The following is a 7,425-nucleotide window of genomic DNA, read 5'->3' on the forward strand; positions in this document are numbered from 1 at the left end:
GACTGAGAGCCTTGCATGCGATCGCTGTCCTGACGACCGCGCTCCTACTCGGAGGAGTCGCTATGTCGGGCGCCCTCGAAGCACTGCACGCCCAGCAGCGTTCCGAAGTGACCCGCGAAACCGTCGAGCGATGGATGGTGGATCTCTCCAATAGCGGGCGCTGGGGAGCCACCGATGAGCGTGGTACTCTGAACCTGATTACACCCGAGCATTCGGTGAGGGCTGCGAGGCTCGTGACCGAAGGGCTCTCCGTGTCCCTTTCACACGACTATTTGAAAGAGGCCGCGGCGGACGCGACTTCTCCCTTCGGGCACGTACTCCTCGGGTCAGCGCGATCCGGCTTCCTGAGCGACCGATACACCATCGCCTATCACGGCTACGCGCACAGCCACATGGACGCCCTTTGTCACTACTCGTATGAGGGTTTGATGTACAACGGGATCTCACGGGAGACCGTTGATCCGGACGATGGCTGCGTGAGGCTCGGGATCACGAACGCGAAACAGGGAATCGTAACCCGTGGCATCCTGATAGATATCGCCCGACTGAGAGGGGTCGAGTACCTCGAGCCCGGCACCGCTATTCATGTGGATGACCTAGAGGCCTGGGAGGCGGAGGTGGGGATCACGGTCGGACCGGGCGACGTGGTGTTCGTCCGGAGCGGACGTTGGGCGCGCCGCGCACAGGAGGGAGCGTGGGCGACGGGGCGACTGGCTGCGGGCCTCCATGCGTCGGTGGCCCCGTGGCTCCGCGAGCGGGGCGTCGCGATGCTCGGCAGCGACTATACGAACGACGTGTATCCATCCGGCGTGGAGGGTTTCTCCCAGCCCATTCACATGCTCACGCTCGTGACAATGGGGCTGTGGCTCTTCGACAACCTCGACCTCGAGGATCTGGCTGAGGCCGCCGCACGCCTGGGACGCTGGGAGTTCATGTTCGTCGCTGCTCCCTTGGCCGTGCCCGGGGGCACCGGCTCGCCGCTCAATCCGCTGGCGATCTTCTAGCTACAGAGGCCCCGCCGGCGCTACACTCGGGGGCTGCTAGGCGGCCTCTGGGACGTCGCCTTCGCCGAACACGGCCTCGGAAAGTGCAGCCGCATTTGGAGGTTTTTCGAAATGCGCCTGAATCACAGGGTCGCCGGCAACCGCCTCGGGGAGCCGACCGCCTGAGCAGAGCATGGTCCTGATGTGCGGGTAGTGGTTGCGGATCTGCTGCAGGAGCTCGAGACCGTTCGTGCCCGGCATGCGAAAGTCGGAGAGCACGACGTGCACGGTCTCGCGCCGGAGGATCTTCATCGCGGCTTCCGCGGAATCCGCTTCGAGGATGGTAAACAGGTCTTTGTCGATGAAGCGACGTGCGATCAAGCGATCTTCCACGCTGTCGTCGACCAGTAGTAGCTGGCACGGCACCGGAACAGCCGACGGCGCGTCGGCCTCGGCCTCGAGCATCGGGAACCACATCGTGAAGATCGCCCCTTGGCCGGGAAGACCCCGGGCGCTGATCCGGCCGTCGAAGCGGTCCATGATGCGCCGAGCCGTGGCCATGCCGATGCCGGCGCCCGACGCGACCTCGGCGCCGACGAGTCGGGTAAACGGCTCGAACAAGCGCTCGGCTGCCTCGTCGGAAAATCCGATACCGCTATCGGCCACACAGATCTCCACTCCGTCAGACGATACTTGCGAGTAGACCCGAATGCGGGGCGGGTCATCCGGCCGGCGGTACTTGAGCGCGTTGCCGATCAGATTCTGGAATAGCTGCCTCATCAGTGCCCTATGCGCCATTACGGTCGGCAGGGACTCTACCTCGAACGACGCCCCCACCTCCTCGATTCTGATTTGCAGAGCGTTCCGCACGTCGTGAACGACCTGAGACAGGTCCACCGGTTCCGCTGGTATCTGCGCTCGGGTCGGTATCCGCGAACGACATCACCCCCTCTACCAGCTCCTTCATCTGGCTGCTCAGGGTGATCACCTGCTCCAATGTGGTTCGAGTTTCGAGCTCGAGCTCGCTACTTCGCTCCAGCTCCATGCGGGCGAACGTGGCGATCTGTCGAAGCGGCGCCTTGAGGTCGTGCGACACCCCGTGGGCGAACTCCGACAGGTTCTGGTTGCTTTCGGTCAGCAGCAACTGTTGTTCGTGGGCCTCCATGGCGTGTTGCGTCTGGTTCTCTGCGGCACCCATGAGACGGCTTTGCGAATCCTCGAGGCGGGCCGCCATGATGTTGAAAGCGCGACTCAGCCTCCCGATCTCGTTGTCGTGCTTTGCGGGCACGCGGGTCGTAAGCCGCCCTCCGGCCAGTGCGTTGGTTCCGGAGAGAAGATCCGCCAGACCGGTCACGAGCTCCTTCGAAACCAGCCAGCCGGTAAATGTCGCGATGGCGATGGCGATGATCGCGCCTACGACGGAGGTCGTGGCCAAGTTCCCCGCGGCGCGACCAGCTTCCGCCACGCGGCTCTCCATGATAGCAGTTAGCGTCGGATTCGCTGCTCTGGGAACTCCGACCAGGCTCTGCGGACGAAATACGACCTCCTCGACTGCCGACGGCGCCCGGACTCGCGAGCCGTCGCCGTCCTACCTCACATGGCAACCTAGCGTGAGTTTACTGAAGAGTCAGAGGGATTCCGGTGATAACGGTGGGATCATTGAGTTTCAGGTGGATCCGTCTGTATACACAAAGGGAGGTTTGTTGGGGACGAGGCCCCGGAAGAGTTGAGCGAGTTGGGGGTCGGCGAGTTCGAGTTGCCAGTCGGCGCGGGGACGACCGCCCTTCTTAGGCGCGGGGCGCAGCGTCATCGCGAGACGTATGGTGGCCAAGCGATCGAGGAGTCCCGATAGGCCGCCACGATGTCCGAGGCTTCGAGCTTGGAGCTCGACGATGCGAGCAAGAAGCAGGGCGAGTAGGCAGATGAACGCGTGCACGTGGATTTTCTGGTCCGTCCAGTGGTATTGGGGCCGCAGCGCGAGATGTTCGTCGTCCTTGAGCTGGCGAAAGACCTCTTCGACCTGGCTCTGCCCACGGTAGGCGAGAAGAATCTCTTCGGTAGACCACGCGTCGCGGTTGGTGACGACGATGCGTTTGCCGAAGACTTCTGTTTCAAGGTGTAGCAGCGCCTCGTCGTCTACCCAGTACTCGAGCCGGTCGCGTCCTCGACGACTCGGATCGTATTGGACATGCAGCACTTTACGCAGGTGCTGGCCGCACAGGAGTTGCTCGATGCGGCGACGTGCGGAGTGCGCGCTGCGGGGTCCCGAGCGGGGATTGGCCAGTTGCTCCTTCCAGCGCGCGAGCGCCTTGAGGCGTTTCTCGAGGTGCTGGTGTAGCCCACGGATCTGGCCCGTGCGCAGACGTTCACTGACGAAGAGGACGACCGTGCGCTCAGCACCCCAGACCTCATGGCGGAGCCGATGCACGGCGACTCCCTCCAGGCGACTGCCCGGCCCAAGCGGCCGATACTGCTCGAGCCCGATCGCCATCAGCTCGCGATGGTGTGCCGGCGTGAGCGAGGCCACATAGCCGAAGGGTGCCTCATCGATCAAAGCCTGATTGGCCTTCGACATGTTGCCCCTGTCGTAGACCACGGTGAGTTGCTCGAGATCCACCGAGAGTTCGGCCAACCGCTCGCGGATGCGGCTGAGGGACTCAGGGAAGAGCTTGGCGTCGGCCCGATTGCCCTCGTACACCTGGCTACACAGGGGAATCTGGCCCTCACGAGTCACCAGCAACGCGAGCCCGAAGAGGCGCAGATCGCTACGCTTCTGCTTCGATCGGCCTCGCTGGGCAAGCTTCGAGCGAGCGTTCGTGGAGGCGATATAGGTGAAGAAGTTGGTCGTGTCGTAGAACAGCGTGTCCAAGTCGAGATCCAACTCCTCGACCACAGTGCGCGTCAAGGCACTTTCGATGTCGCGTAGAACGTCCAGCGAGATCCGATCCATCTGGTCCCAAAAGAACTGCGACGTCAGCGCCTTGGTCTCCAGGCCAGGAAAGAGCCGATGCAGGGATGTCGTCGCCGCCCAGGTGGCCCACCCTCGCTTCGAGCGCGGTCTCACGGCCCGGTTCAGGGCACCAAGCAATAGGGTCGTACCTACCGAGGGCCGACGTCCCTTGCGTGAGGGGAAATGTCGGTCGATGATCGAGACGATCCCGAGGCGGTCCGCGACGGCCTTCAAGGCTGCCACGTCACCGTGCTGGAAGGACTGGATCTTCAGCCCACCCGCGGGCGCCTCCAGTAAACGCTCAAGCAGCCGGTCGGCGGTGCCGAGGTAGAGGATCGGCACGGGCCGGGGCTTGCCGTTGACGCGCCTCGACTCGACGATCCGCCAATAGGTATGTCCCTTGACCACATGCCGCTGCAGGCTTGCCATGAGTTTGTATATACATCGGATGCCTACACTCTGTCAAGATCGGCGTATGGGACAGAATAAGGCGTAACACCTATCCAGAACGATATCCGGAGCACATACGGACTGATGCATTTGTGTATACGGCCGCAAGAACATCGCTCACCCGAAAAACCTTGTCACGTGGGGCTCACCACGGCACGGCCAACGAACACCTGCTCGCAACCCAGTAAACTCACGCTAGTCCCTCTCCCGTCACCCCTCGAAGGGGCTACCGAAGCGAATGAGCACCGTGCTCGCGCCTTCGTCGCCGAGCGTGACGATGTAGAGGCGGTCGTACTCCAACTCTTCGATGGGGTCTCCGGGCTCGCCTCCAAGGAGGGACACCAGTTGGGGCGTGGTGTTGCTGTGGCCGAGTACGAGGTGCCTCCCTGGCATTCCCCGAAGCCGGTCGGCGAACGCAGAAAGATCCCTCGGATCGTAGAGGTCCATGTCGAGGCCCTGGGCCTCCGCGGTCGGCCGCCCCGTGGCTCGGGTGCGTCGCAAGTCTGTGGTGTGGATGTTCGTCAATCCGGCGTCGGCCAGCATCTCGGCGAGGAGCCGAGACCGATCCCATCCCGGGAGAGAGATGACCGGGTCGCTCGTGCCGTCCTCGGCGCGCTCGGCGTGTCGCACCAGGTAGACGACCGTCGCGTCGGACTGGGCGCCCACCGCGAGGGGGGCCAGCAAACTGGGCAGAGCGGCGAGTAGAAGGCTCGCGAGGGGGAGGAAAGAGCGACGACGCATGGAGGTCTCCGGGGTGGTTTCAGCGGTGGTGAGGGCATGGGCCCGACCCCGCGAAGCTAGCCGCGCCATGCTTCCCGACGCTACAGGCCCTGGACAGCTCCGAGCACGTCAGTGAGAAGCCACCACACCGCCGCCGCCGTCACCGCAGTCGGAACCACCCAGCGAAGCCAGTGAATGAGCGCGCGGTCCGTGAAGGACGGCTCGTCGCCGGCGATCTGTTCGAGAAGCGTCGCGCGGCTCATGACCCAGCCTACGGTTACGACCGCGATCAGCGCGCCGAGCGTCTGGCCCCCCGATCCGAAGGTCAGGTCCCACGGGATGAAGATCTCGAGATTGATCATCGGGGGGAGCGCGAGCACCATCGAAGTGGCATAGACCGTCCACGTCGCCTTGCGCCGTGTCCAGCCCAAGGCATCGGTGAGACCCGCGACGAGGACTTCGTACGCGGCGATGCCGGAAAGCAGGGCTGCTCCGGAGAGCCCACCGAAGAAGAGGAAGCCGAACACCCATCCCGCGGGAAGTTCTGCGAAGACGCGCGGAACTGTGGCGAACAGCAATCCGGGGCCTGAGGCGGGTTCGAGCCCCAGGGCGAACACCGCCGGAAATATCGCGAGGCCTGCGAGCAGGCCGGCGACGGTATCGCCCAAAACCGTCCACGTCGCGTCCGAGCGTATGTTCGCTTCGCTGCCCAGGTACGAGCCGTATACGACCATCAGAGTGCCACCGAGGCCCACCGAGAAGACGACTTGCCCGAGTGCCGCGATGACGACGGACGGGGTGATCTGGGACGGGTCGAACGCAAAGAGCCACGCTACGCCTTCTGCCGCACCCGGCAACGTGACCGACCTGACGATGACGATGAGGAGCGTGACCACGAGGATCGGCATGACGATCACGGAAATCCGCTCGATCCCGGCGCGCACACCTCTGAGGACGACGGTGGCCTCGGCCAGGAGCACGATCGCGGTGAGCGTGATCTGCAGCCCCATCGATACCGGCGAGAACCCGCTGTCGGGCGGGAGAATGCGTGACGGATCGAGCGGCCGCCCGAACGGCGTCAGCGCCTCGGCCAGGGCGTGATAGACGACCCACCCGATGACGTTCGTGTAGTACGCCACCGCCGTAAGTACGATGAGGGCGAGGAACCACCCGACGTACTTCCCCCCCGGGACTCCTATTCTCTCGAACGCACCGAGCGTGCCGAGGCGTGTATGCCGCCCGAGAGCCCATTCGCCCATCAGCGCCGGCACCGCCACGAGCGCTGCGATCACCAGGTACAGAAGGATGAACGCCGCTCCGCCGAACCGGCCCACCAGGTACGGGAAGCGCCAGACGTTTCCGAGACCGACCGCGAGCCCGATCATCGTGGTCAGGAGGCCGAGGCGCGAGCTGAAGGTTTCGCGGGTGCTCATAGGCTGAAGCCCGTCACGTGCCACTGCCCATGGCTGCCGCGAGCGCATCAAGCGCCCGATCCACCTCGTCGGTCGTGTTGTAGAAATGCGGAGCCAGTCGTATCGCCGGGCCCCGGGCCGATGCGAGGATGTTCTCTTCGCGGAGCCGGGCCTCGACGGCGTGGCTGTCGGCGCATGCGATCGCCGTCGTGGGGCCTCGACGTGCCGGATCCGTTGGGCCGAGCACCGTGAGGCCTCGCTCGAGCGCTCCCTCCACGCAGCGTTGCCCCAGATGCGACGTCCACGCACCGATCGCTTCGAGTCCGATCTCCCTTAGCCATGCCATGCCTGCCCGGACCACGTACGCCTCAATGATCGGGGGTGTGCCCGTATCGAAGCGTCGGGCGCCCTCGCCCCAGTCGAGCCGTGTCGCGTCGAAGGCGTAGGGGTCCTTTCGGCCGAACCACCCCGTGATCGCAGGCTCGAGTTTCTCGCTCAGTCCAGGTCGCACCCAGAGGAACGCGATGCCCGGCATGCCCATGAGGAACTTCAGGTTGCCCGAAGCTACGAAGTCCGCGCCCGACGAAGGAGCGTCGAACACCTCGCTCCCGAGAGTCTGATAGGCGTCGACGTACAGAAGCGCGCCCTTGGCGTGCGCGATCTCGGCAATCGCCGAGATGTCCTGCTTGAACCCGGTCTGGTAGTATCCTCGGCAGGCCGAAACCACAGCCGTCCGCTCGTCGACGAGAGCGTCGTAGTCCTCGAGCTCGATCATGCCGTCGCGTACCGGGACCCAGTCGACCTCCGCGCCGAACCTTTCCTGGGCGAGCCAGACGTGGCCGACCGTGGGAAACTCGCCCCTACTCGCGACCACCCGGTCCCGCTTGCCGGTGAAGTCGAGCCCGCTGGC

General features: G+C 64.5%; 7 protein-coding genes. 1 reads left to right on the top strand and 6 read right to left on the bottom strand.

The window, feature by feature from the left end; genetic code table 11:
* The first annotated feature begins 62 nt into the window (after nucleotides 1-62).
* Entirely contained in the window at nucleotides 63-1,004 is a 942-nt protein-coding gene (locus IIB36_19840) for a cyclase family protein (GenBank protein MCH7533993.1), read from the top strand.
* Nucleotides 1,005-1,040: 36 nt separating this feature from the next.
* Here the strand turns inward: IIB36_19840 and IIB36_19845 are convergent, their stop codons facing one another.
* The 6 genes from IIB36_19845 to IIB36_19870 all read right to left on the bottom strand — a co-directional run.
* Nucleotides 1,041-1,763, bottom strand: coding sequence for a response regulator (locus IIB36_19845; GenBank protein MCH7533994.1), 723 nt, complete (start codon nucleotides 1,761-1,763; stop codon nucleotides 1,041-1,043).
* Nucleotides 1,764-1,770: 7 nt separating this feature from the next.
* Nucleotides 1,771-2,448 (bottom strand): HAMP domain-containing protein, encoded by a 678-nt coding sequence (locus IIB36_19850; protein MCH7533995.1) that lies wholly within the window; start codon nucleotides 2,446-2,448, stop codon nucleotides 1,771-1,773.
* A gap of 201 nt (nucleotides 2,449-2,649) precedes the next feature.
* Nucleotides 2,650-4,362, bottom strand: a complete 1,713-nt coding sequence (locus IIB36_19855; protein ID MCH7533996.1) for an IS1634 family transposase — start codon at nucleotides 4,360-4,362, stop codon at nucleotides 2,650-2,652.
* A 231-nt stretch (nucleotides 4,363-4,593) separates the two neighbouring features.
* On the bottom strand, nucleotides 4,594-5,124 hold the full coding sequence (locus IIB36_19860; protein MCH7533997.1) for a histidine phosphatase family protein: 531 nt from the start codon (nucleotides 5,122-5,124) through the stop codon (nucleotides 4,594-4,596).
* Nucleotides 5,125-5,204: 80 nt separating this feature from the next.
* Entirely contained in the window at nucleotides 5,205-6,536 is a 1,332-nt protein-coding gene (locus tag IIB36_19865; protein MCH7533998.1) for a sodium-dependent transporter, read from the bottom strand.
* A gap of 13 nt (nucleotides 6,537-6,549) precedes the next feature.
* The coding region (locus IIB36_19870) for an aminotransferase class V-fold PLP-dependent enzyme (protein ID MCH7533999.1) at nucleotides 6,550-7,425 on the bottom strand (876 nt) is incomplete at its 5' end.

It is taken from the genome of Gemmatimonadota bacterium (genome assembly GCA_022560615.1).
Classification (GTDB): domain Bacteria; phylum Gemmatimonadota; class Gemmatimonadetes; order Longimicrobiales; family Gaopeijiaceae; genus UBA1138.

What these genes read in the sequence shown, in the direction of transcription:
- IIB36_19840 (MCH7533993.1), top strand. Translation starts at nt 63, where the DNA reads ATGTCGGGCGCCCTCGAAGCACTGCACGCCCAGCAGCGTTCCGAAGTG.
- IIB36_19845 (MCH7533994.1), bottom strand. Translation starts at nt 1,763, where the DNA reads ATGAGGCAGCTATTCCAGAATCTGATCGGCAACGCGCTCAAGTACCGC.
- IIB36_19855 (MCH7533996.1), bottom strand. Translation starts at nt 4,362, where the DNA reads ATGGCAAGCCTGCAGCGGCATGTGGTCAAGGGACATACCTATTGGCGG.
- IIB36_19860 (MCH7533997.1), bottom strand. Translation starts at nt 5,124, where the DNA reads ATGCGTCGTCGCTCTTTCCTCCCCCTCGCGAGCCTTCTACTCGCCGCT.
- IIB36_19865 (MCH7533998.1), bottom strand. Translation starts at nt 6,536, where the DNA reads ATGAGCACCCGCGAAACCTTCAGCTCGCGCCTCGGCCTCCTGACCACG.